The organism is Aeromonas enteropelogenes (assembly GCF_020097295.1).
In the GTDB taxonomy this organism is placed as follows: Bacteria; Pseudomonadota; Gammaproteobacteria; order Enterobacterales; family Aeromonadaceae; genus Aeromonas; species Aeromonas enteropelogenes.
This window is the reverse complement of the sequence record NZ_CP083625.1, coordinates 2,001,177-2,020,734: the sequence shown is the minus strand read 5'-3', so window position 1 is coordinate 2,020,734 and position 19,558 is coordinate 2,001,177. Positions and strand designations below refer to the sequence as shown.

Annotated in this window: 18 protein-coding genes; 12 read left to right on the top strand and 6 right to left on the bottom strand. The window is 62.3% G+C overall.

All coding sequences use genetic code 11. The features are described from left to right. Positions 1 to 25: 25 nt before the first annotated feature. From LA321_RS09510 to LA321_RS09500, 3 genes are all read left to right on the top strand, one after another. Entirely contained in the window at positions 26 to 1,666 is a 1,641-nt protein-coding gene (locus LA321_RS09510; RefSeq protein WP_042070390.1) for a sensor domain-containing diguanylate cyclase, read from the top strand. 4 nt (positions 1,667 to 1,670) lie between these two features. Then, positions 1,671 to 2,774: an EAL and HDOD domain-containing protein gene (locus LA321_RS09505; RefSeq protein WP_042070392.1), complete on the top strand. Its 1,104-nt coding sequence runs from the start codon at positions 1,671 to 1,673 to the stop codon at positions 2,772 to 2,774. 66 nt (positions 2,775 to 2,840) lie between these two features. Beyond that, positions 2,841 to 3,431 carry an HAD family hydrolase gene (locus LA321_RS09500; protein ID WP_042070393.1) on the top strand — a complete coding sequence of 197 codons (591 nt, stop codon included), beginning with the start codon at positions 2,841 to 2,843 and terminating at the stop codon, positions 3,429 to 3,431. Positions 3,432 to 3,559: 128 nt separating this feature from the next. On the opposite strand, the gene hfq is transcribed toward LA321_RS09500, so the two are convergent. After that, on the bottom strand, positions 3,560 to 3,919 hold the full coding sequence (hfq, locus tag LA321_RS09495; protein ID WP_026457968.1) for an RNA chaperone Hfq: 360 nt from the start codon (positions 3,917 to 3,919) through the stop codon (positions 3,560 to 3,562). A gap of 175 nt (positions 3,920 to 4,094) precedes the next feature. Here hfq and LA321_RS09490 point away from each other — a divergent pair, with 175 nt between their 5' ends. Genes LA321_RS09490 through LA321_RS09480 form a run of 3 tightly spaced genes read left to right on the top strand, consistent with a single transcriptional unit; the run spans position 4,095 to position 7,580 of the window. Further along, positions 4,095 to 5,369, top strand: coding sequence for a PqiA/YebS family transporter subunit (locus LA321_RS09490; protein WP_042070395.1), 1,275 nt, complete (start codon positions 4,095 to 4,097; stop codon positions 5,367 to 5,369). Beyond that, positions 5,362 to 7,011, top strand: a complete 1,650-nt coding sequence (gene pqiB / locus LA321_RS09485; RefSeq protein ID WP_042070396.1) for an intermembrane transport protein PqiB — start codon at positions 5,362 to 5,364, stop codon at positions 7,009 to 7,011. Before LA321_RS09490 ends, pqiB begins: the two co-directional genes overlap by 8 nt. Further along, a complete protein-coding gene (locus tag LA321_RS09480) occupies positions 7,008 to 7,580 on the top strand; it encodes a PqiC family protein (RefSeq protein ID WP_042070398.1) in 573 nt (190 codons plus the stop codon). The genes pqiB and LA321_RS09480 overlap by 4 nt, the downstream gene beginning before the upstream one ends. Positions 7,581 to 7,686: 106 nt before the next feature. Here LA321_RS09480 and rlmD read toward each other — a convergent pair whose 3' ends face one another. Continuing rightward, positions 7,687 to 9,039 (bottom strand): 23S rRNA (uracil(1939)-C(5))-methyltransferase RlmD, encoded by a 1,353-nt coding sequence (gene rlmD / locus LA321_RS09475; RefSeq protein ID WP_042070399.1) that lies wholly within the window; start codon positions 9,037 to 9,039, stop codon positions 7,687 to 7,689. A 273-nt stretch (positions 9,040 to 9,312) separates the two neighbouring features. Between rlmD and LA321_RS09470 the strand changes: the two genes are divergently transcribed. Continuing rightward, entirely contained in the window at positions 9,313 to 11,037 is a 1,725-nt protein-coding gene (locus tag LA321_RS09470; RefSeq protein WP_042070400.1) for a proline--tRNA ligase, read from the top strand. Positions 11,038 to 11,130: 93 nt separating this feature from the next. On the opposite strand, the gene LA321_RS09465 is transcribed toward LA321_RS09470, so the two are convergent. From LA321_RS09465 to LA321_RS09455, 3 genes are all read right to left on the bottom strand, one after another. Beyond that, on the bottom strand, positions 11,131 to 11,811 hold the full coding sequence (locus LA321_RS09465; RefSeq protein WP_042026613.1) for an SDR family oxidoreductase: 681 nt from the start codon (positions 11,809 to 11,811) through the stop codon (positions 11,131 to 11,133). A 77-nt stretch (positions 11,812 to 11,888) separates the two neighbouring features. Continuing rightward, the gene (locus LA321_RS09460; protein WP_042070401.1) at positions 11,889 to 12,521 is read right to left on the bottom strand and encodes a TIGR04219 family outer membrane beta-barrel protein; all 633 of its coding nucleotides are present in this window, start codon (positions 12,519 to 12,521) and stop codon (positions 11,889 to 11,891) included. A gap of 94 nt (positions 12,522 to 12,615) precedes the next feature. Further along, complete coding sequence (locus LA321_RS09455; protein ID WP_042070402.1) at positions 12,616 to 13,065, bottom strand: copper chaperone PCu(A)C; 450 nt, start codon at positions 13,063 to 13,065, stop codon at positions 12,616 to 12,618. A gap of 90 nt (positions 13,066 to 13,155) precedes the next feature. Between LA321_RS09455 and LA321_RS09450 the strand changes: the two genes are divergently transcribed. Then, positions 13,156 to 13,905 (top strand): enoyl-CoA hydratase-related protein, encoded by a 750-nt coding sequence (locus LA321_RS09450; RefSeq protein ID WP_042070404.1) that lies wholly within the window; start codon positions 13,156 to 13,158, stop codon positions 13,903 to 13,905. A gap of 24 nt (positions 13,906 to 13,929) precedes the next feature. Here LA321_RS09450 and LA321_RS09445 read toward each other — a convergent pair whose 3' ends face one another. Next, on the bottom strand, positions 13,930 to 14,400 hold the full coding sequence (locus tag LA321_RS09445; RefSeq protein WP_042070405.1) for a DUF2753 family protein: 471 nt from the start codon (positions 14,398 to 14,400) through the stop codon (positions 13,930 to 13,932). A 171-nt stretch (positions 14,401 to 14,571) separates the two neighbouring features. On the opposite strand from LA321_RS09445, the gene LA321_RS09440 reads away from it, so the two are divergent. The 4 genes from LA321_RS09440 (at position 14,572) to LA321_RS09425 (ending at position 19,554) form a co-directional block, all read left to right on the top strand. After that, positions 14,572 to 16,413, top strand: coding sequence for an ATP-binding protein (locus tag LA321_RS09440; protein WP_082043379.1), 1,842 nt, complete (start codon positions 14,572 to 14,574; stop codon positions 16,411 to 16,413). Beyond that, on the top strand, positions 16,388 to 17,737 hold the full coding sequence (locus LA321_RS09435) for a sigma-54-dependent transcriptional regulator (RefSeq protein WP_042070406.1): 1,350 nt from the start codon (positions 16,388 to 16,390) through the stop codon (positions 17,735 to 17,737). Before LA321_RS09440 ends, LA321_RS09435 begins: the two co-directional genes overlap by 26 nt. Positions 17,738 to 17,976: 239 nt before the next feature. Then, a complete protein-coding gene (locus LA321_RS09430) occupies positions 17,977 to 18,966 on the top strand; it encodes a TRAP transporter substrate-binding protein (protein WP_156130480.1) in 990 nt (329 codons plus the stop codon). A gap of 51 nt (positions 18,967 to 19,017) precedes the next feature. Further along, positions 19,018 to 19,554: a TRAP transporter small permease gene (locus tag LA321_RS09425; RefSeq protein WP_026457283.1), complete on the top strand. Its 537-nt coding sequence runs from the start codon at positions 19,018 to 19,020 to the stop codon at positions 19,552 to 19,554. Positions 19,555 to 19,558: the final 4 nt, after the last annotated feature.

Genomic DNA, 19,558 nt, shown 5'->3' with positions numbered 1-19,558 from the left:
TGGGTACACCCAAAGGGATATTGGCATGCAAGAATGGGCACCTGAGCAGTTCACCAGCTTCGCGCAGCTCTGCGAGGCGAGTCTCGCGACCATCAGGGAGAAAACCGAGGCGGAGCGCCTCTATCTCTGGTTGCAGGCGCCGGAGTCCCTGCTTTACAGCTTTCATCCGGATCAGGGGTTGCTAACCCTGGATCCGGCCCATCTGGTGACGCTGCAGTTGCCGGATGAATTGATCTCCCGGGCCGTCGAACACGGGCAGATGGTGGTGGAGCAGATCCAGCCGCAGAGCGATACCTGGGAATATGTGGAAACCGTACAGCCCAAGCTGCGCGTCTGCTTCCCCCTCAAACGTCATCAGGAGCTGGATGGCGTCATCTATCTGGAAACCCGGCGCCGGCTTGATCGCCTCTCCCGTCATCAGCGCCAGGGGATCCAGCTGCTGACCCACTACCTGACAGCCGAGCTGAGCAACCATCTGCTGGCCTGGCAGATCGATCATGAACGGGATCAGCGCCGCCACACCCAGACCGATCTGGTGCAGAGCCAGGCGATGCAGCGTTCCTTCCTCCAGATGTTGCAGGCCCTGCACACGGTCAGCGTCACCCTCTCTCGCAGCCAGAGCGAACACCAGCTGCTGCGGGAAGCCGTGGTGCTGGCCCGCGAGGAGCTGCAATTCGATCGGGTCGCCATCTTCCTCATCGAGCCCGATGGCAAGACCATGCGCGGCACCTGGGGCACAGATGAAGAAGGCAAACTGGTGGACGAGAGCGGCTTCATCAGCCCCATCCCTGATCATCCCACGGTACAGCAGGCGCTGCGCAGCAAGGACTATGTGCTGGTGCTGGAAGATACCCCCCTCTACTATGAACGCCAGCAGGTGGGCCGCGGCTGGAACGCCATGGTCTCGCTGTGGGACGGCGCCACCCCCATCGGCTGGATCGCCGCCGACAACCTGCTGTGGCAACGGCCACTCAAGGCCTACCAGAGCGAGATCTTCAAGCAATACGCCGCCATGCTGTCGCAGTTGTTGATCCGCCAGCGCACCCAGGAGGAGCTGGAGAAACTCAACCGCCAGCTGGAGGTTCGGGTGGCCGAGCGCACCATGCAGCTGGCCGAGACCAACCGGGCGCTGGAGGAGGCCAACCAGCGTCTCTCCATGCTCTCCCTCGAAGATCCGCTCACCGGTATCGCCAACCGCCGCCAGTGGGATCTCACCATGCAACGGGAATGGGAGTGGGCTCGCCGTACCCAGAGCCTGCTGGCGGTGCTGATGATCGACGTGGATGACTTCAAGGCCTACAACGACCACTTCGGCCATGCCAAGGGAGATGAGTGCCTGCGCCTGATCGCCAGCGTGCTCAGGGAAGCGGAGCGACGGCGTACCAACCTGGTAGCCCGTTATGGTGGCGAGGAGTTCGTGATCCTGCTGTGCGCCCCCCAACCGGGAGAGGCGGAGCAGCTGGCTGAACGGATCCATGATGGACTGGCCCAGCTAAAAGTGCCCCATCCAGGTTCACGAGTTGCTGATTTCATTACAGTTAGCATAGGCTTTAGCTATCTGGTTCCCTCCCAGGACGGGGCATGGCAAACCCTGACCGAACAGGCAGACCAGGCGCTTTACCACGCCAAGTCGCAAGGGAGGGCTCGCACTCTGACCTATCGGTGATCCCATGCTGCTGCGCCGCTATCCCATCTTCAATCGCCGCCTGGCCCTGGTGGCCTACGGTATCGATTATCAGCTCGTCGACCCGGCCCAGTGGCCTGCACTGGCCCAGCATTGCCGCATGCTGGCCCAAGGGCGTCAATACCTGGTGCCTTTCAGCCACGAACAATTGGATGATCAACGCCCCCTGCTGTTCGATCAGGACACCATTCCCCTGGTGGAGGCCTCCAGCGAGCGCCTTCCGACCTCCTTTCCGGTGCTCGAACAGTGGCGTGACAGTCGTCGTCGGCTCGCCGTCCACGGTGCCCACCGGGATCCCCGCTGGCTCGGCGCCAGCCGGTTGCTGGTGTTCTGGATGGGAGAAGAGGGGATCTGCCAACCCACTGAACACAAGCGGATGGCCCTCAATATCGATACCTGGCAGGATTTCCTTCCCCTCAGGGAGGCTGGAGTGGATTTCTTCGCCGGCGGTTTCCTCGCCCGCCCCGAGCTGGTTAACCAGCGGGCCACCCAGCCGGATATGGCGCTGGTGCAGCAAATTCTCCAGCTCATCTGCCACGAGGAGTTCTCCTTCAATCAGGTCGCCAAACTGCTGGAGCAGGATGCCTACCTGCCCGGTCAGCTGCTCACCTATGTCAATGCGCCTGGCTTTGATCACGCCAGCCCCATCACCTCCGTCTCCCGCGCCCTCTCCTATCTGGGGGAGCAGGAGATCCGCAAATTCGTGCTGATCAACGGCCTGGCCCGGATCAGTCCGCACATGCCGGAGGCCTGCACCCGTATGGCCATCGCCCGTGGCCGCTTCTGCGAGCTGATCGCCCTGACCGCCCTTGGCAAATCGGAGGCCAGTTGGGCCTTTCTGGTGGGACTGGTGCTGGATGGTTCCCTGCTGTCGGATGCCCTCAAGGCTCATCTGCCCAAAAACGTGAAGCGCGCCATCGAGCTGCGGGAGGGGCCGCTGTTTCACCTGTTCCAGCTGGTCACCACCTATGAACAAGGCAACTGGCCGCTGCTGGCCCAGCTGGCGCCGCGTTATCAGCTGGACCCGACCAGGCTGACACCCATCTATTTTCAGGCGCAAATGTGGGGGCAAGCGTTTCTCACCAGCTAGCCAATGGCGGGGAGGGGCAGCTCTGGCTAGAATGGGCTCCCTTTTTCCAGAGACAGACTCAGCACCATGACCCTTTCCGGATTCCAAGGCCTGGTCTTCGACCTTGATGGCACCCTGGTCGACTCCATGCCGCTCCACCTGGCCGCCTGGGAACACACTGCCCGTGAATTTGGCTTCCATTTCGATGCCGACTGGTTCTATGAACTGGGGGGCATGCCGAGCCGCAAGATTGCCCTGCTGGTGGCCGAAGAGCAGCAGATCCCCCTCGATCCCGTTCAGGTTACCCGCTGCAAGACAGACCACTATGTGGCCAATCTGCACAAGGCGACCGTCTTCCCGGCCATGCAGGCCCTGCTCGAGCGCCACCACGGCCTCATCCCGATGGGGATAGGCACGGGCTCCCCCCGCGTCAACGCCCAGGCGGTGCTGCGCAATACCGGTCTGGATCGCTACTTCGAGGTGGTGGTGACCGCCGACGACGTGGAACTGCACAAACCCAATCCGGATACCTTCCTGCTGGTGGCCAGCAAGCTGGGGGTCGAGCCGTCAGGCTGTCTGGTGTTTGAAGATACCGGCATCGGCGTGCAGGCGGGTCAGGCCGCAGGCATGCAAACCTGTCTGATCAGGGAAGGAAAACCGGTCGAGATGGAGGCGTGATCGGGCAAATATCTCGCCCGAAAGCAGACAGATGACGTTCGCTCTCATACGGGACATGAATGTAAATGAGAGCGAACGACCGCTGCCGTCAGACCCGGGAGGGATGGCGGCAGAGGCGGGGCAAGGGATTATTCGTGGTTGCCGCCGCCCTGGTTGTCGTCATAACGACCCGGAGCACCGTGCGGACGCGGCGCCATGGAGACCCGCGGCTTGCGTGCACGCTGGATATTCACCTGCGGACGACCGGTGTGCATGGCGATGGTGGAGATCTTGGCCTTGTAGACCAGCTGCTGGTTGCCATGGGCATCGGTCAGCAGCACGCTGTATTGATCGAAACCGCTGATGGTTCCTTCCAGCTTGATGCCACTCACCAGAAAAATCGCGACCTGGCTGCGGTTCTTGCGCAACCAGTTAAGGGCGGAATCTTGCCCGTTCCCAAGGGAGAAGGCTTGCTCAATCGTGGAGTAACTTGGGGATTCGGTTGTCATAAATTATTGTCCCGCGGAAAAAAGTGGCGTTTGATTGTGCTAAATGGCCAGTGGCTTGTCAAAGTCATTCGCATGCTCATCAACAATCGTGCTACACGGGGACTGGCCGCTGGCCGGCACAACTGCGATAATCGGCGGTTCTGGCTTCCTGACGAGCCTTATTCGAGGTTTTATTTTGCATCCGGCTTCACACCCACCTCGGACCTATGTCCACGATGCCACCGCCTGCGAAGAGTGTGACCTGCTGATCCCGGCCACCCCCCTCGCCGTGGGCCAGGCCAGTTGCTGCCCACGCTGCGGCCACACCCTGAGCCGCTACTTGCCGGATCAGGAGCTGCGCCCCATCGCCTACGGGTTTGCGGCGCTCATCATGTTCGTGCTCGCCAATGCTTTCACCTTCATGTCCTTCTCCAGCAAGGGAATTGGGCAGGAGATGACGTTCATCCAGTGCATCTCCACCCTGGTGGACGAGGGTTACCTGTTCCTCGGCGCCGTGCTGAGTCTGACCCTGATCGGCCTGCCGCTCATCTACATCGGTTCCATCATGCTGGTGCTGTGGCGGGTCGACAAGGATCTCCACAGCAAAGCACTGCGCTCCCTCGGTCGCCTGCTCTGCCAGATAAAGCCCTGGCTGATGGTGGATGTGTTTCTGGTAGGGGTGCTCATCTCCCTGGTCAAGCTGATGGGGATGGCCGACATCAAGATGGGGCTCTCCTTCTGGGCCTTCGTCGGTTACACGGTGCTGCTCGTCAAGATGATCTCGTCGCTGGACACCATGTGGCTATGGCAGCGGCTGCTCGGCCCGACCGATGCCTGCGGCGTCGATGAGACAACCGATGCCAGCGCCATGGAAAGCGGCCTGACGGGGTGCCATATCTGCGGCGCCCTGAGCAAGGCGGGCAGCCATCGCTGCGGCCGCTGCGGCGGGCACCTGCACGATCGCAAGCCGGGCGGGTTGAACCGCACCTGGGCACTGCTCATCACCTCCAGCATTCTCTACATCCCCGCCAACATCTATCCCATCATGGATACTGTGTTTCTCGGGGATGACACCCCTTCCACCATTCTCGGGGGCGTGGTGCTGTTGTGGGCAATGGGCTCCTACCCCATTGCCGCCGTCATCTTCTTTGCCAGCGTGGTGGTACCGCTGGTGAAGATACTGGCGCTGTTCTGGCTCTGCTACGCAGTGCAAAACGGCCACGCGGCCTCGCCGCTACGCAAGCTCAAGCTCTATCGCATGACAGAATTTGTCGGACGCTGGTCGATGATCGACGTCTTCGTGGTGGCCATCCTGGCGGGTCTGATCCGCCTCGACAATCTGATGACCATCTACCCCGGCCCCGCGGCCGTCGCCTTTGCAGGGGTGGTGCTGATCACCATGGTCGCGGCCATGAGCTTCGACTCCCGCCTGATCTGGGATTTACAACAAGGAGAACGCGAACGTGAGTGAGCGTAAAACAAGGTGGAAACCGGGCTCTGACTTTCTGAGCTCTGCCGCCGCAATCTGGATGGTGCCGCTGCTGGCGCTGTTCATCGGTCTCTGGATGCTGTTCCAGCACTGGTACTCCCAGGGCCCCAGCTTCACCCTGACGGTCGCCACTGCCGAAGGCATAGTGGCGGGCAAGACGGTGATCCGCTCCCGGGAGGTCGACGTCGGCCGCATCGAGACGGTCGAGCTGAGCGATGACTACAGCCATGCCGTGCTGCGCGGCCGCCTCACCAACGCCGCCTCCGGCATGCTCAAGGGCGACAGCCAGTTCTGGGTGGTCAAGCCCAGGGTCGGCCGGGAAGGGGTATCGGGTCTGGGGACCCTGCTCTCCGGTGCCTATATCGAACTCCTGCCGGGCAAGAAAGGCAAGGCGCGGGACGAGTACGCCATGCTCGACAAGCCGCCGCTCGCTTCGCAGAGTGCCAAGGGGCTGCGCCTGATCCTCTCCAGCCGCGATGCCCGCGCACTGGGGGAAGGTTCCCCCATCAACTACCAGGGGTTCACCATAGGCCAGGTGGAAGAAGCCACCTTCCTGCCTGAAAAGAGCGAGATGCAGTACCAGATCTTCATCAACGCCCCCTATGACATCCTGGTCAGCAGCAACTCCCGCTTCTGGTTGACCCCGGGTTTCGAGCTGTCCGTCAACAGCGAAGGGATGAAGGTGAAGATGGACTCGCTGGAGAGCCTGATCGACGGCGGCATCACCATGGGTCTGCCGCCCGGCTGGTCTCCTGGCGAGCCGGCCAAGCAGCGCGACGAGTTCACCCTGTTCCAGGATGAGGCGAGCGTGCTGGCCGGTAGCCTGGATCAGTTCATCGACTACGTCTTCCTGTTCGACGACAACGTGGCCGGTCTGCACCCGGGCGCAGCCGTGCAGTATCGCGGCATCCGGGTCGGTACCGTTATCTCTGCCCCCTATCTCATCGAGGAGAAGGGCGTACGCCTGTTCCAGGATCGCCAGATCCCGGTGCTGGCCCGCATCGAGGTGCAGCGCCTCTCCCACCGCTACGCCAAGGCGGAGAAAGAGCAGTGGCGCGCCCTGTTCAGCAAGCAGTTCAAGGAAGGTCTCAGGGCCAGCCTCAAGACCTCCAGCCTGCTGACCGGCGGCAAACTCATCGATCTCAACTTCTACCCGGATGCGCCCCGTTTCGAGCAGGCCAAGATCTCCGGCTATCAGGTCTTCCCGACCGTGCAGGCAGGGCTGGATCAGATCGAGCGCAAGGTGAACCTGATCCTCGACAAGTTTGTCGACATGGACATGGCGACCACCCTCAGCAAGGTCAACAGTTCCCTCTCCACCCTGGATGGGACCCTGAAGAACATCAGTGCGGTCAGTGCCAACCTGGACAAGCTGACCAGCAAGGAGGCGACCCAGCAACTGCCGGCATCCCTGAACCAGAGCCTGAAACAGTTGCAGGAGACGCTGCAGGCCTATGACGGCCATTCACAGACCAACCAGGATCTGCGCCAGTCGGTACAGGCCCTCAATCAGTTGATGCGTGAGCTGCAGCCGCTGGTGCACTCCTTGAACGAGCAACCCAGCTCGCTGATCTTCGATCGCGCCCAACCATCGGACCCTGAGCCCAAGCGAGGAACACAATGAAAAAACAGATCCTGACGCTGGCCCTGCTCGGCCTGCTGGCCGGTTGCAGCGCCAGCCAGCCCAGCCTGCATTACTACTCGCTTGACGCCAGCCAGCCGTCATCCGGCGCGGCCCCGGCCACTCCGCAGCACCAGCTGGTGCTGCGACCCATCACCCTGGCCAGCCAGCTCGACCGGATCAGCATGGTCTATCAGCTGGAGGGGCAGGAGTTGCACTTCACCGAGTACCACCGCTGGGCGGGCTCGCTGGATGATCAGCTCAATCAGGTGACCATGAACGGCCTCTCGGCCCGGTTGCCCGGTTGGGTGATACGGCAGGATGGCGCCCGCAAGGGGCCCGTGCTGAGCATAGTGGTGGAGCGCTTTCAGGGGCGCTACGACGGGCGCGCCGTGCTGAGCGGACGCTGGCGTCTGCTGGCGGAAGACGGCACAGTGCTGCGCGACGCCCCCTTCCGTCAGGAACGGGTACTGCCCGCCGACGGCTACAATACGCTGGTCGGCGAACTGGGTCAGGGCTGGCAGCTGTTGCTCGACCAGATCGCCACCGAGGTGCGCCTGAGCGCGGGTTAATCCCCTCACTCCGTGCGGCAGATATAAAAAAACGACTCCAAATGGAGTCGTTTTTTTATGGCCGGCGGGTCGGGAAACCTCACCACCGGCGTCTGTGTGGTCCTGATCAGCCCTTGGCGGGCAGGCTCAGGCGGGCGACAGCTTCCACATGCATGGAGTGAGGGAACATGTCCACCGGCTGCACCTCGTCCAGCACGAAGCCCTGCTTGACCAGCCAGGCGAGATCGCGAGCCAGGGTCTGAGGGTTGCAGGAGACATAGACCAGTCGGCGCGGTGCCATCGCCACCAGGGTCTGCAATACGGCCTTGTCACAGCCCTTGCGCGGCGGGTCCATCACCACCACGTCGGCGCTCACCCCTTCGGCGTGCAGGGCAGGCATCAGTTGCTCGGCCTTGCCGACATGGAACTCGGTCTGCTCGATGCCGTTAAGGGCCGCGTTGCGGCGGGCATCCTCGATGGCGCTCTCCACCGACTCGATCCCCACCACCTTGGCGGCCTTGTCGGCCAGGAACAGGGAGATGGTACCGATACCGCAATAGATGTCGAACACCGTTTCGTTGCCGGTCAGCTCGCAATACTCCAGCGCCTTGGAGTAGAGCACATCGGTCTGGCTCGGGTTGTTCTGGAAGAAGGATAGCGGCGAGATCTCGAATTCGAGCGCGTGGATCTTGTCGCGGATCACCCCGCTGCCCAGCAGCACCCGGTTGTTGTCACCCAGAATGCGGTTGGTGCGCGCCTCGTTGATGTTCTGCACCAGAGTCGTGACCGGCAGACCTTGCAGTGCGGCCAGCAGCTCGGCTTCGAACGGCAGCTCCTCACCCAGAGTCACCAGCACCACCATCAGCTCACCGCTCTTGAACCCCTTGCGGGTCATCAGGTTGCGCACGCAGCCGGTATGGGCCACTTCGTCATAGGCTTTGATGTCGTGCTCGCGCATCCAGCTGCGCACCCGGGCGTTGAGCTCGACGTGCAGCGAGTCCTGCACCGCGCAGTCATCGGCGGTGATGAGATCGTGGGAGTGCTTGCGATAAAACCCGATCTCGGCGCCTGCCTCGCAGCCGCGCACCGCGTACTGCGCCTTGTTGCGATAGGCGAACGGGCTCTCCATGCCGAGGATGGGATTGACTTTGGTCTCACCCAGCCCGACCTGTTCCAGTGCACTCTGCACCAGACTCTGCTTGAGCTTGAGCTGGGCCGGATAGGCCAGCGGGCGCACCTGGCAGCCACCGCATTCTGTGTTGGGGCAGAAGTCGGCGACCCGATCGGCGGAGGGCTGGAGCAGCTCGGCCACCTTGCCGTGCAGGTAGTTGGGCTTGACCTCGGTCAGTTCGACCAACGCCTGCTCACCTGGCAGCAGACCCTCGACGAAGAGGGGGCGGTCGAACAGGCGTCCCTTGCCGTCTCCTTTGTCGGTCAGTTCCAGGATCTCGATCTGGTGTTGATGTCCCACTAGCGGCATGAGCGGCTCCAAAAGTACAAAAAATAAGGGGGGACGGGAGTGGCATAGCCCTGCCCGTCGAGAAAAGGTGGCAGAGTTTAGCGAAGATCCGGCCAAATTGCAGGCATAAAAAACCTGCTTGTCGTGATGTTATCCCCCCTGAGTCCGCGCAGGCTCGCCGTCCCTTTGGCCATTGCGGCAAATTTAGCCCTTGGGCCGCAACGCTGCGCCTGTTAAAATTCCGCCCTTGAATTTATCCAGGGCCCCGCGCCCGTTTAGCTAAGGTCTACCGCGATGCGTACCAGCCAATATCTGCTTTCCACTCTCAAGGAAACCCCGTCCGATGCGGAAATCGTCAGCCACCAGCTGATGCTGCGCGCCGGCATGATCCGTAAACTCGCCTCCGGCATGTACGCCTGGCTGCCGACCGGTCTGCGGGTCCTGAAGAAGATCGAGAACATTGTCCGCGAAGAGATGAACAATGCGGGTGCCGTCGAGGTCTCCATGCCGGTGGTGCAACCGGCGGAGCTGTGGCAGGAATCCGGCCGCTGGGACGACTACGGCCCCGAGCTGTGCCGCCTGACCGACCGCCACAATCGTCCTTTCGTGCTGGGCCCGACCCACGAAGAGGTGATCACCGCCCTGGTTCGTTACGAGGTGAACAGCTACAAGCAGCTGCCGCTGAACCTCTACCAGATCCAGACCAAGTTCCGTGACGAAGTTCGCCCCCGTTTCGGCGTGATGCGCGGCCGCGAGTTCCTGATGAAGGACGCCTACTCCTTCCACATCGACAAGGCCTCCCTGGTCGAGACCTACGAAAAGATGCACGCAGCCTACTGCAAGGCCTTCACCCGCATGGGTCTGAACTTCCGTCCGGTGCAGGCCGATACCGGCTCCATCGGTGGTACCGGTTCTCACGAATTCCAGGTGCTGGCCGAGAGCGGTGAAGATCTGATCGCCTTCTCCGATACATCAGATTACGCCGCCAATATCGAGATGGCCGAGGCGCTGGCCCCGGCGGGCGAGCGCCCGGCTGCGACCAAAGAGCTGACCAAGGTCGCCACCCCGAACGTTCACACCATCGACGAAGTCGCCTCCTTCCTGAGCGTGGCCCCGAGCGCCGTCGCCAAGACCCTGCTGGTGCTGGGCGAGGCGGACGAGCACGGCAACCAGACGGTCATCGCCCTGGTGCTGCGTGGCGACCACGAACTGAACGAAATCAAGGCCGAGAAGCTGCCGGGTGTCGCCAATCCGCTGGCCTTCGCCAATGACGAGCAGATCAAGGCCGCCGCCGGCTGTGACGCGGGCTCCATCGGCCCGGTTAGCTTTGCCGGTCGCATCATCGTCGATCGCAGCGCCGCCCACCTAGCGGACTTCGTCTGTGGCGCCAACGAGACCGGCTTCCACCTGACCGGGGCCAACTGGGATCGCGACATCGCCACCTACGAGGTTGCCGACCTGCGCAACGTGGTGGAAGGCGACCCGAGCCCGTGCGGCCAGGGCAAGCTGCTGCTCAAGCGCGGCATCGAAGTGGGCCACATCTTCCAGCTCGGCACCAAGTACTCCGAAGCGATGAAGGCGAGCGTGCTGAACGAGGGCGGCAAGTCCGTCACCATGGAGATGGGTTGCTACGGCATCGGAGTCTCCCGTCTGGTGGCCGCCGCCATCGAGCAGAACAACGACCAGTACGGCATCATCTGGCCGGACGCCATCGCCCCGTTCGAAGTGGCCATCGTGCCGATGAACATGCACAAGTCAGTGCGCGTGGCCGAGCTGGCCGAGCAGTTCTACGCCGAACTGAAAGCCGCCGGCGTGGACGTGCTGTTTGACGACCGTAAAGAGCGCCCGGGCGTGATGTTCGCCGACATGGAGCTGCTGGGCGTGCCCCACGCCATCGTCATCGGTGAGCGCGGCATGGACAACGGCGTGGTGGAGTACAAGTGCCGCCGCACCGGCGAGAAGCAGGAAGTGGCCATCAGCGACATCATCGCCATGATCAAGGCCAAGCTGGGCCGTTAATCGTCCCGCTGCCCGAGATAAAAAAAGCGCGCCAGATGGCGCGCTTTTTGTTTGTCTGACTATCTGTTGGCAAAACAGCAGGAAAAGCCGGCCCTACTCGTTACGACCGATAAAGAGATCGGTGACATGGCAACTGCTTCTGGCTTCCAGCGCATCCAGCATGTAGGCCGCCGCGTCTTCCGGGGTCATGAAACGGCTCGGATCCACGTGATCCGAGTTGTCCCAGAATTCACTGCGGATCCCGCTCGGATAGAGGTTTACCAACCGCAGGGGCGAGCCCTTGAGCTCGGCCCGCAGAGACTCCAGAAAGCCCCGCATGCCCCATTTGGAAGCACAATAGAGGCTCTCGTTGGCCTTGCCCACCTGAGCGGCGGAGGAGAGCACATTGGCCAGCACCCCGCCCTTCTCGCCGATGAGCCGCACCGTCTGCTGGGCCACCAGTATGGTGGAGACCAGGTTGCTCTCCACCACCCTGCGTACCTGCTCGGCGGTGTAGACGCCGACCGGACCGAACTCGCCCACCCCGGCGCAGTGGATCACCAGGTCGGGCAGACCTCCCCACTCCACCGCGGCGGTAAAGGCCATCTCCACCTCTTCGTGGTGAGAGAGGTCGGCGGCGATGCCGATCACCGCCTTGCCGAGCAACTGTTCCTGCTCCTGCAGTTTCTGATAACGGCGCCCCATCATGGCGACCTGATGGCCCCGGCCAACCAGCCCGATGGTCAATGCCCGGCCGAGCCCGGAGCCCGCCCCTGTCACTATGATGTGCCCCATTATCTCTCCTCTCCCTGCCTTGCTAGATACCTGCCAGCACCATGACGTGAGACATCATCATGCCGACTTCCGTCAGATTAGAAAGTGAATTCGCCGCCCATGAACCAGCCATCGATGCGCTGATCGACGCCGTCGAAGTCAACCTTGGCCTCGCGCCAGCCGGCACGCAGCTTGACCGGTACGGAGGAGAACTTGTAGGCACCGCCCAGACGGTAGTCCAGGTTGTCCGAATCCTTGGAACGCACGTCGCCGAAGAAGGAGACGCCGGTACCCGGGATCCGTACTTCGGTGCCGGCATAGGCCATCAGCATGTCTTCGTCATAGCCTTTGCGGCTGAAGTACATCTGCTCACCGTCGTAGTGACGACCGGTCAGGCCCAGATCGATCTGGAACAGATCGTTGTTGAACAGACGGTAGTAGAGGCTGAGATCGTAAGCGGTCAGATCGTTCTTGAAGTTGCCGCCCGAGCTGCTCAAATCGGAGATCTCGAACTTGGCGTTCGGCAGCAGGATGATGCCGTGTTCAAGTTGCAGGTAGCCGCTCCAGTTGTAGTTGTCGTCATAACCGCCATCGGCACTTCTGCCGTATGCCTGGCCGCTGCCCTGGGCAGACCATACGTCGGTACCGGCGGCAAAACGCCAGTCATCGGCAGCCATGGCAGCCTGGCTGCACAGCGCCAGAACAGCACCGGCAATCAGTGTCTTTTTCATCACGTCACTTCCTCTTGCATGGATGGAAAGGGCACTATTTTACTCCGCGCAGCCAAAATACCCAGCGAGAATCCTGAACAAACGACGACAAATGTCAGTGCTTCATGTGCTGCATCTCGCCCATCGGCTCGATCGGCTTCACCGGCAGCGACAATGCCAGCTGCTGGCCATCATCCAGGGTGAGGGTGAGCGGCATGGGGGTCTGCTCGGAGAGGGTGCCGATCTCGAACAGCATGATGTGCAGGCTGCCCGGCTTCAGTACCACTTCCCCCTTGGCCGGGATCTCGATGCTCTCGACCTGGCGCATCTTCATGACTCCGTTCTCGTGCAGATGGGTATGCAGCTCGGCGCGGCTGGCAGCAGGAGAGGAAGCAGCCACCAGCTTGACCGCCTGATCGGCATCGTTCTTTAGCACCATGAAGGCCGCCGTATTGGGCGTACCGGGGGGCAACAGGCGTACATAACCGTCGACCGCCTCCACCTTGGCCAGAGCGGGAGCCGTCATCCCGAGCAGCAGCAGAGAATAAAACGCACGTTTAAACATGGTTGAAATCCTTTTATGATGTTGTTAAACGAGGCAAAGGTTACCCCAACAGAAACCTTTTATGCACCCTTCAATAACAAGGATTTAGACATGGCGCCCATTCTCATTGCCGAGCGGCAGGACGGCTTGCTCACTCTGACCCTCAACCGCCCTGACAAGCGCAATGCCCTCAACACCGAACTTTACCGCCAACTGGTGAGCGAATTGCAGCAGGCCGCAGCCGATGAGGGAGTACATGTGTTGCTGTTGCAGGGTCAGGCGGAGTGCTTCACTGCCGGCAACGATCTGGCCGATTTTGTCGGCAAGAGCAGTCTGGAGCAGGACGATCCAATCTTGCAGTTTCTCCACACCCTGGCCGATTTTCCCAAACCGGTGATCGCCGCCGTGGGGGGCCCGGCCGTCGGTATCGGCACCACCATACTGCTGCACTGCGATCTGGTCTATCTGGGGGAGAATGCCCGCCTACAGCTGCCTTTTGTCGAGCTGGGGCTGGTGCCGGAGTTTGCCTCCAGCCTGCTACTGCCCCGCGCCGTGGGCCACCTGAAGGCCGCCGAGCTGTTGCTGCTGGCCGAATCCATGGATGCTCATGAGTCACTGCGCCTCGGCCTTGCCAACCGAGTGGTGGCCAGCGCAGATCTGCTGGCATTTGCCCGCGAACAGGGTCTGAAGCTGGCCGCCAAACCGCCCAGGGCAGTGCAAAAAAGCAAGGCGCTGCTCAAGCAGGAGCTCAAGCAGGCGGTCCACTTCGTCATCGATCTGGAGGCGCGCGCCTTCGCCCAGGCCCTGCTGGGGGAAGAGGCGCAGCAACGCATCGCCGCCAGGCTCGGTCGCAAGGGTTAGCCCGTTGCCACCATAGCGCGTCGGTCAGTTGAGGCGAAAGCGTCCGATCAACTCGCAGCCCTGCACCTTGTCCTGCAACTGGATAAGCCTGGCAATCTCGGGGTTGGGGTGGCGCTTGAGAAACCCGAGCAGGGCCGCGCGGCAGCAACCCAGTTCGCTTATCAGCGACTCGCACTCCCGGTTAGGGCATTGCGGCACCAGCGCCGTCACCAGCTCGGAAGCGAGCTTGAGGTAACGCAGCTCGTAGGCGGGTTCATCCATGGCGCGCCAGAAATCCGCCAGACGATGGCAGGTTGCCACCCGCATGGAGGCCAGCATCTCGAGATCCGGCTCTTCCTGGGTCATCTCTATCGGCGCCGAGATGGTGCCAAGGGCCTGTTGATAGAGGCAGACTGCAGAGCCCAGCGCCCCCTGGCTCAGGGAGTGCTCAGCTTCCATCATGTAGCGCTGCCAGTGTGTCTGGGCCTGATCCGGCCCGTCTTGTGCCTGTGTCATGGGAGGGCTCCTTCCTCTGGGTGGAGTCCTTCATGATGCCTAATTGAGAATGAATATCAAGCCGACAGACTGTGCAGGATCTCGGCGCCTGTTGCGCCGGTCACACTCTTTCACCGGCGCCATCCTCTCTCCTCCGGACGCAGGTTAAGATGTGGCCAACCAAGGAAGGGAATGATGAACAATGGAAGTCGGGGCCTGCTGATTGGCCTCTGGATCACGCTGATGGTGGGGCTCGCCTTCATGGCCCGCCAATGGGGGCTGGAGAGCCTGCGCCAGCAGGCCCAGCTCGACAATGAGCGGCTGGCGGGCCAGCTGTTGGTGGAGCTCGACAAGTATCGCCGCCTGCCCGCCCTCATCGCCACCCGCAGCGAGCTGCAGCAGGCGCTTTTGCGAACGCTCTCCCCCGCCAGGCTCAACCCCCTGCTGGAGCAGCAAAACGAAATCCTGGGCACGGACGCCATCTACCTCATGACTGCTCAAGGGGACGTCATCGCCGCCAGCAACTGGCGCCAGCAGGACAGCTTTGTCGGTGACAACTACCGCTTTCGCCCCTATTTCCAGCAGGCGATGCAGGGGCGGGCCGGCAGCTATTTCGCCCTCGGTCAGCGCTCCGGACGGCGGGGCTACTACTTCTCCTATCCGGTGCAGGAGGGGGATCACCGCCTCGGCGTGGTCGTGGTCAAGGTGGCCCTCTCCCTCATTGAGGAGCGCTGGGACAGCCGCGATGACTTCGACTACCTGCTGACCGACGAATACGGCGTGGTCTTTTTCTCCTCCAGGGCTGAGTGGCTCTACCGTCCCCTGGTCAGGTTGAACGATACGACCCGCGCCACCCTGAGCGATGAGCGCAAGTATGGCGACAAGCTGGGGGATCCCCTGAGCGATCAGCCCACCCTGGGGCTGCTGCGCAGCCAGGATGAGTGGCGCTGGGGGCAGGGTTATCTCTTCACCGGCACCGCCATGCCCAGCGCCGGCTGGCATCTCTATACCCTCAAGCCCCTTCACGGCCTGCTGCCCATCATGGCCAAGGCACTGGCCAGCTTCACCCTCGTCTCTCTGCTGGTGCTGATGATCTGGCTCTACTGGCGCCAGGAGCTGCTCGGCCGGGCCCGTCTCGCACGCCTCAACAACCAGCTGGAGCACAAGGTCAGCGAGCGGACTTTGGCCCTCTCCACCAGCAACCAGGAGCTGGTGGCCACCATCGACAAGTACCGCCAGACCCAGCGCGAACTGGTGGATACCCAGGAGCAGCTGGTACAGGCCGCCAAGCTGGCCCTGCTGGGGGAGATGTCGGCCGGCATCAACCACGAACTCAACCAGCCGCTGGCTGCCATGCGCGCCTATGGCGAGAATGCACTGCAGCTGCTCGACAAGGGACGCCTCGACAGCTGCCGCGACAATCTGCTGCAGATCAACAGCCTCAATCATCACATGAGCGAGCTGGTCGCCCGTTTCAAGGTGTTCGCCCGCAAGGGAGAGCAGACCCTGCAGGCGGTGACGCTGCAACCGGTGATCCACGCCAGCCTGGCGCTGCTGCACAGCCAGATGATCAAGCAGGGCCTGCTGATCGAAACCCGGTTGCCGGCAGAGCCCCTCTATGTGCGGGCCGATGCGGTGCAGCTCGAGCAGGTGCTGGTCAACCTGCTGCACAACGCGCTGCAGGCCTGCGCCACCAGCTCCCCTCCCCGGGTCTGGCTCACCCTCGAACGGGTCGATGATCGGGTGGTGATCGAAGTCAGTGACAACGGCCCGGGCCTCCCGGTCGAGGCGAGTCGGCTGTTTGCCCCCTTCTACACCACCAAATCCCAGGGGCTCGGGCTTGGGCTCACCATTTCGTTGCGTATCGTCACCGCCTTTGGCGGCCAGCTGGAGGCGGCCAACAGCCCGGCCCACGGCGGCGCCTGCTTCACCATCACCCTGCCCGCCGCCGACCCCACCCTGCGCAACGAGCCAGGATCCCCAGCCTTTACCTCTTCAGGAGAGAGCCATGACCCAGATAATGCTGATCGATGATGAACATCACCTGCGCCTCTCTCTCGGCCAGACCCTGGAGCTGGCCGACTGGCAGGTCACCACCTTCGCCAGCGCCGAGCAGGCCCTGCCCCATATCGGCGCCCAGTGGCCCGGCATCATCATCAGCGACATCAACATGCCCGGCATGAACGGCATCGACCTGCTGCGGGAGATCATGGGGCGCGACTCCGAGCTGCCGGTGCTCCTGCTCACCGGCCACGGCGACATCTCTACCGCGGTGCAGGCCATGCGCCTGGGGGCCTACGACTTCATCGAGAAGCCGTTCGGTACCGAGCAATTGCTGGAGGTGGTGCGCCGGGCCTGCGACAAGCGGCGCCTGGTGCTGGAGAACCGGGAGCTGCGCAGCGAGCTGGAGGCCCAGAGCGGCCCCGGCCCCAGGCTGCTCGGCACCCATCCGGCCATCAAGCGGCTGCGCCAGATCCTCACCCATATCAAGGATGCCCCCGCCGATGTGCTGATCATGGGCGAGACCGGCAGTGGCAAGGAGCTGGTCGCCCGCTTCCTGCACGATCACTCGGTGCGCGCGGCCGAACCCTTCGTCGCCATCAACTGCGGGGCCGTGCCGGAAACCATGATGGAGAGCGAGCTGTTCGGCCACGAGGCGGGAGCCTTTACCGGCGCCCAGAAACGCCGGGTAGGCAAGATAGCCTGGGCCAACAAGGGCACCCTCTTCCTCGACGAGATAGAGAGCATGCCGATGGCGCTGCAGATCAAGCTGCTGCGGGTGCTGGAGGACAGGGAGGTCGAGCCGCTCGGCACCAACCAGAAGATAGAGCTCGACATCCGGGTGTTGACCGCCAGCAAGGTCGAGCTCAAGACCCTGGTCGAGCAGGGCAGCTTTCGCGCCGACCTCTACTACCGGCTCAACGTGGTGCGGGTGGATATCCCCCCATTGCGGGATCGCAAGGAGGATGTGCCCCTGCTGTTTGAAAATTTCCTGCGGGTGGCCGCCACCCGCTACCAGCTGGCGCCGCCGAGGCTCGGTGCCGAGCAGCGCGCCTGGCTGCTGGCCCACGACTGGCCCGGCAATGTACGCGAGCTGCGCAACCTGGCGGAGCGCTGCGTGCTGATGGGCGAAGAGGGGGCCTTTGCCGATCTCACCCTGGGGCGGGAGGCGCTGACCCTGGCCGAGCAGGTAGACCGGTTCGAGCGCATCCTGCTGACCGACACCCTGAGCCAGCACAGGGGGCGACTGAAAGAAGTACAGGAGGCCCTCGGTCTGCCACGCAAGACCCTCTATGACAAGATGCGCAAGTACGGCCTCGACAAGCAGGACTACAAGCTCGACGACGGGGGCGAGTGAGCCTGGGCAGGCTCGGCTCCTCCTCCCCCGGCTGACCCGGTTAACCTTGCCGCCATGGGCGGCATTCCCCCCGCCTGCCCGACCCCATGGGGGGATTTCCACCCATTTTTGACCCGCTCCGTTTTCCTCTGCCTGGCGCCAGCGCCCATTGTTAATGGCTTGTTTCAAAAACAAGGAAGATGGCACACAAGTTGCCTTGCTATGGGTGATTTACCTGAACCCACTCAAGGATGACAACAATGACACTCAAGCTCCGCGCCCTGACCGCCGCCTTTACCCTGGCCCTCGGCCTCTCCTCCGCCTTTGCTGCCCCCGTTGAACTCAAGTTCTCCCACGTGGTGGCAGAGAACACCCCCAAGGGGCAGATGGCCATCCACTTCAAGCAACTGGTGGATGAGCGTCTGAAAGGCCAGGTCGAGGTCAAGGTTTACCCCAACTCCCAGCTGTTTGGTGACGGCAAGGAGCTGGAGGCCATGATGCTCGGGGATGTGCAGATGATCGCCCCCTCCCTCTCCAAGTTCCAGAAGTTCACCGATCAGCTGCAGATCTTCGATCTCCCCTTCCTGTTCGATGACATGGCGGCGGTGGATCGCTTCCAGCAGGGCAAGGAGGGACAAGCCATGCTGGGCTCCCTCGAGAAATACGGCCTGATTGGCCTCGGCTACCTGCACAACGGCATGAAACAGCTCTCCGCCAGCCAGCCCCTCAAGACCCCGGCCGATGCCAAGGGCAAGAAATTCCGCATCCAGACCTCGGATGTGCTGGCCGCCCAGTTCGAAGCAATCAATGCCGTGCCGGTGAAGAAGCCCTTCGCCGAGGTATTCACCCTGCTGCAAACCAAGGCCATCGACGGGCAGGAGAACACCTGGTCCAACATCTACTCCCAGAAGTTCTTCGAAGTGCAGCCCTACATCACAGAGACCAACCACGGGGTGCTGGATTACCTCATCGTCACCAATGCGGATTTCTGGAACGGCCTGCCGGAGCAGGTTCGCAACGAGCTCAAGCGCGCGCTGGATGAGTCGGTCGCCTTCGGCAACGAGATCGCGGCCGCCAAGGACAGCGAAGACAAGGCCGCCATCTTTGCCTCCGGCAAGAGCCAGCTGGTGACCCTGACCGACGCCGAGCGCAACCAGTGGGTCGAGTCGATGAAGCCGGTCTGGAAGCAGTTCGAAGGCACCATAGGCAAGGAGCTGATCGACGCAGCCGTCGCCGCCAATCAACCCTAAGCCGTCAGGATGAGCCCGCCGCGAGGCGGGCCTACTCACAGGGATAGTCCAATGAAAAAACTCATGCATCAGCTGGAAGAGGCCATCATAGGCCTGCTCCTGGTCAGCACGGCCCTGCTGGTCTTCCTCGAAGTGGTGATGCGCTTCTTCTTCGATACCGGTCTGCTCTGGGCCCAGGAGCTGACCCTGAACCTCTGTGCCTGGATGGTGCTGTTCGGCGCCTCATGGGGGGTGCGAGTCGGGGCCCACATCGGCGTGGACGCCTTCATCAAGATCCTGCCGGGGGTCTGGCAGCAACGCCTCACCCTGCTGGCGGTGGCGCTCTGCCTTATCTACTGCGCCCTCTACTTCTATGGCGCCTGGATCTATCTGAGCAAGCTCAAGATGATCGGCATCGAGATGGAGGATCTGCCCATCCCCCGCTGGCAAGCCATGAGCATACTGCCGATCGGGCTGGCCCTGCTGTTCCTGCGCTTCCTCAACGTGGGCATCATGGTCTGGCGTGGCCAGATGAGCGGCTTTGCCCTGGCCGATGAGGCCAAAGAGAGCATGCACCTTATCGACAACGATCCGAATCAGAAGGCATAACCAT

Excerpts from the sequence above, each read along its gene's own strand:
- rlmD (WP_042070399.1), bottom strand. The coding sequence starts at position 9,039 with ATGCCGCTAGTGGGACATCAACACCAGATCGAGATCCTGGAACTGACC.
- LA321_RS09460 (WP_042070401.1), bottom strand. The coding sequence starts at position 12,521 with ATGAAAAAGACACTGATTGCCGGTGCTGTTCTGGCGCTGTGCAGCCAG.
- LA321_RS09445 (WP_042070405.1), bottom strand. The coding sequence starts at position 14,400 with ATGACACAGGCACAAGACGGGCCGGATCAGGCCCAGACACACTGGCAG.
- LA321_RS09430 (WP_156130480.1), top strand. The coding sequence starts at position 17,977 with ATGACACTCAAGCTCCGCGCCCTGACCGCCGCCTTTACCCTGGCCCTC.
- hfq (WP_026457968.1), bottom strand. The coding sequence starts at position 3,919 with ATGACAACCGAATCCCCAAGTTACTCCACGATTGAGCAAGCCTTCTCC.
- LA321_RS09440 (WP_082043379.1), top strand. The coding sequence starts at position 14,572 with ATGATGAACAATGGAAGTCGGGGCCTGCTGATTGGCCTCTGGATCACG.
- LA321_RS09510 (WP_042070390.1), top strand. The coding sequence starts at position 26 with ATGCAAGAATGGGCACCTGAGCAGTTCACCAGCTTCGCGCAGCTCTGC.
- LA321_RS09480 (WP_042070398.1), top strand. The coding sequence starts at position 7,008 with ATGAAAAAACAGATCCTGACGCTGGCCCTGCTCGGCCTGCTGGCCGGT.
- LA321_RS09505 (WP_042070392.1), top strand. The coding sequence starts at position 1,671 with ATGCTGCTGCGCCGCTATCCCATCTTCAATCGCCGCCTGGCCCTGGTG.
- LA321_RS09500 (WP_042070393.1), top strand. The coding sequence starts at position 2,841 with ATGACCCTTTCCGGATTCCAAGGCCTGGTCTTCGACCTTGATGGCACC.
- LA321_RS09455 (WP_042070402.1), bottom strand. The coding sequence starts at position 13,065 with ATGTTTAAACGTGCGTTTTATTCTCTGCTGCTGCTCGGGATGACGGCT.
- LA321_RS09450 (WP_042070404.1), top strand. The coding sequence starts at position 13,156 with ATGGCGCCCATTCTCATTGCCGAGCGGCAGGACGGCTTGCTCACTCTG.
- LA321_RS09465 (WP_042026613.1), bottom strand. The coding sequence starts at position 11,811 with ATGGGGCACATCATAGTGACAGGGGCGGGCTCCGGGCTCGGCCGGGCA.
- LA321_RS09435 (WP_042070406.1), top strand. The coding sequence starts at position 16,388 with ATGACCCAGATAATGCTGATCGATGATGAACATCACCTGCGCCTCTCT.
- LA321_RS09425 (WP_026457283.1), top strand. The coding sequence starts at position 19,018 with ATGAAAAAACTCATGCATCAGCTGGAAGAGGCCATCATAGGCCTGCTC.
- LA321_RS09470 (WP_042070400.1), top strand. The coding sequence starts at position 9,313 with ATGCGTACCAGCCAATATCTGCTTTCCACTCTCAAGGAAACCCCGTCC.